The following is a 2,946-nucleotide window of genomic DNA, read 5'->3' on the forward strand; positions in this document are numbered from 1 at the left end:
GGTTCGGCAGAACTATTCCGCCGTAAACCAAAGTTAGCAAATACGCAGGAATTTCCGAGAGGAAATTCCGCCGCAATGAACTATAGCCGGTGTTGCCAGTAGTGTTTTTATTCAGGTTCTTTTTCAAAAGTCAATTTTCTTTCGATTCCGTGTTTGCTTTCTATGATAACTAAATTGTCTTCTTTCAGTTCGCTATATAATGAAATGATGTAGTCTGATTTCCAGAGTTGAATTTTCTCGTCATCAACCATAAATCTATTATAAACTATATTTCCGTTGTTGCCTGTTACTTCGAATTTGTTATTTTTTCTAAAAGTAATCTGAATTGGTTTATTAACTGATTGGTTTAAAAAATCTCGATTTTTGTAAGAGTCCAAATATTCTCTTGGATATTCGTTATTCTTATCAGATTGAATTGCCTCAATTTTCAGCAATCCCCAATTTCCAATTAGTATTTTCTTTATTGAATCCCCAACTATAAATCTATTTAGCGATTCTTGATAACTTCCAATGTTCGGCCAAGGGTCACGTTTGAAAAGTCCGTAATAATTCGTTCCGTTTAATTCAATTGTATTTGAGTCAACCGCAGTTATTTTAAATTTTTCTTCGTTCTCTTTTTTAATTTTATTTCCATCTATTTTCAAATGTTTGTCTAAAACATAGTTTTCGCTCCACCAAGTCGTTCGGTAAAATTGACCTAAACTGTCAATAAAAACGAAATCTCTCCATCGTTCAGTTTCATTCGTCCTTAATGAATCTGAAATCCATTCTCCTTTTAAAAATTCAAGCGTGATTTCACTTTGAGCTTTTGTGGAAGCTGTAAATATCAGAATTAATATGATTGTGATTGCGTGTTTCATTACATTACTGGCAACGGTCTCGGCTATGATTTCGTTGTGGAATCATCCGCAGGATTATTCCGCTGAGAAATCAGCCGTTGATTTATACTTTTATTTTGGTGTGGCACAAAACCACAATGAATTATAGCCATTGTTGGGCTTAGTTATTTTTATTCTCCTTCAAAGAAATCATTGTCAATTTCTTTCACTTCATAGATTGTCTTTACTTGAACGCCTACATTGTATTGATGCATTAAGTCGACCAGTTTAGGTCCATCGATTAGTATAATCGAATGATGAGCTTCTCTTGCTTTCTTAATAGCTGAATCGTCAAATGTTGATGTCGTTATAAATACTCCTTTTGAAGTATCTCCACTCATTGCTCCAATGAAATTCCGAATATCCTTTTCACGCACTTTATTTTCATTATATCTTTTCGCTTGAGTGTAAATCTTTTCAAGACCAAGTTTGTCCTCGTTTATGATTCCATCAATACCACCATCTCCAGATTTCGAAGTTTCAATAAAATCTCCATAACCCATTCTTTTGAGTAAAATCAATATTACTTTTTCAAAGAAATAAGGGTCAAGTTCTTTAAGTTTTTCGAGAAGTTCGGTTTTTACTTCTGTTTCAATTGTCTCGAATCCAGTATCAATCAGGTCTTGTGGTGATGCGTTATCGACATCAACTGTTTCTAATTCGGTTTTGTCTTCTTTTTTACTTTTAACTGAAGAACGATGTTGGATAAAATCAGGGTCATTTTGTAAGTCAGACAACAGCAATTGTCCACTTGCCAAAGCTTGTTTTCCTTTATCTCCGATTTTTACCATTCCTCTTTTTGGATAGAAGACAAACTTTCCCATTTTCAGATACGATTTTCCCCAAAGTATTCGGTCAATCAATGTATTGGCTCCAGTACTTGTTTTTTTATCTAAAAGTTCTTTCGGTAAGTCCGAATAATATTTGTCTCGAACTCTAACTGCTAATTCTCGACTGCTTATCGATTCAATCGAATTAAGCGTTTCCAAAATCGGCATAAAAGTTTCGTGATATTTAGGTAATTCCATTTATTAACTCGGTTGTTTTTTAATTAAGCCCAACGGTCTCGGCTATGAGTAGTTGCGTGGATTAGCACTCAACTTTGCAAATACGCACCAAACTGAAAATCCGCGAGGATTTTCAGAAGTAGGCGAGAACCAGCAATTACTTATAGCCATTGTTGCCATTAGTTTTTTATCCGTTTTTATACCAATCTTTCCATTCCTCATTTTCAGGATAGGTCAGTTCGTAAATTATTCTTTCTTTATCAGTTAGTTTGTCAAAATACTCAAATAGATTGTCAATATGTTCTTCTCCATATCCCATTCTCCAACCAATACTATATCTTTCGATTTCAGGATGAGCTAACCAAGGTGGTAAAACAGAATTTTTAAGAGGTTTAAACTCTCCAATTTTGTTTAAAATATCTCTCGTTTCCATTAAAGCGTAGCCGAGTAAATTCAGCCCGTTCCAAAAATATGGGATTTCAGCATTTTCGTCATTTTGAGCAAGTCCAATTCCCCAAATTTTATCTACAGGACTTGCCTCAACTAAAATTCGGTCATTTGTGTTTTTCAAAAATTCAGATAGTTCTGAATTTTGACCAAACTTGTGGAAATTACCTCTAACTACTATTTCGAATCGATTTTCTTCCCAAATCCTTTGATTAAAGTTTTTTACTTTGCGTCCAAGTTCCTTTACTTTTCCTGCTTTTTTTGATTCGATTATCTCGTTATAAATGTCTTTGTCACCAAACAGTAGAGCTTTTTCAGCCATCATATAATGCTCGGCAGTCAAGAATTTAATTCCGTTAACTTCAAATTCAGATTCATACCACTGACTGAAGCAAGATTTCGTAATTCGGTCAGACTTTTGATGTCCCCAAAATAGAAGGTATTTCAGGTTTTCTCCTGATTCAATTCGTTCAATTATTTTTTCGTTCGTGTAGATCATTCAAATTAATGGCAACGGTTTTGTGTATGGCTCGTTGCGGAAAATCAGCTATGATTTTCCGCCGTAACCGAAAGATAGCAAATTGCAATGAATTCCGATTAGGAATTCAGCCGCA

3 protein-coding genes are annotated in these 2,946 nt (G+C 34.5%); all 3 read right to left on the reverse strand.

From position 1 onward, the window contains the following. Nucleotides 1-107: 107 nt before the first annotated feature. The 3 genes from LBU54_RS15190 to LBU54_RS15200 all read right to left on the reverse strand — a co-directional run bounded on the left by LBU54_RS15190 (nt 108) and on the right by LBU54_RS15200 (nt 2,831). A complete protein-coding gene (locus tag LBU54_RS15190) occupies nt 108-860 on the reverse strand; it encodes a hypothetical protein (protein WP_224531958.1) in 753 nt (250 codons plus the stop codon). A gap of 149 nt (nt 861-1,009) precedes the next feature. Further along, entirely contained in the window at nt 1,010-1,906 is an 897-nt protein-coding gene (locus LBU54_RS15195) for a restriction endonuclease (RefSeq protein WP_224531960.1), read from the reverse strand. A 166-nt stretch (nt 1,907-2,072) separates the two neighbouring features. Continuing rightward, nucleotides 2,073-2,831 (reverse strand): NADAR family protein, encoded by a 759-nt coding sequence (locus LBU54_RS15200; protein WP_317196327.1) that lies wholly within the window; start codon nt 2,829-2,831, stop codon nt 2,073-2,075. Nucleotides 2,832-2,946 lie beyond the last annotated feature (115 nt).

Source organism: Winogradskyella alexanderae, from assembly GCF_020166335.1.
In the GTDB taxonomy this organism is placed as follows: Bacteria; Bacteroidota; Bacteroidia; order Flavobacteriales; family Flavobacteriaceae; genus Winogradskyella; species Winogradskyella alexanderae.

Bases quoted from the DNA above. Each gene is read 5' to 3' on its own strand.
- LBU54_RS15195 (WP_224531960.1), bottom strand. From the start codon at position 1,906: ATGGAATTACCTAAATATCACGAAACTTTTATGCCGATTTTGGAAACG.
- LBU54_RS15200 (WP_317196327.1), bottom strand. From the start codon at position 2,831: ATGATCTACACGAACGAAAAAATAATTGAACGAATTGAATCAGGAGAA.
- LBU54_RS15190 (WP_224531958.1), bottom strand. From the start codon at position 860: ATGAAACACGCAATCACAATCATATTAATTCTGATATTTACAGCTTCC.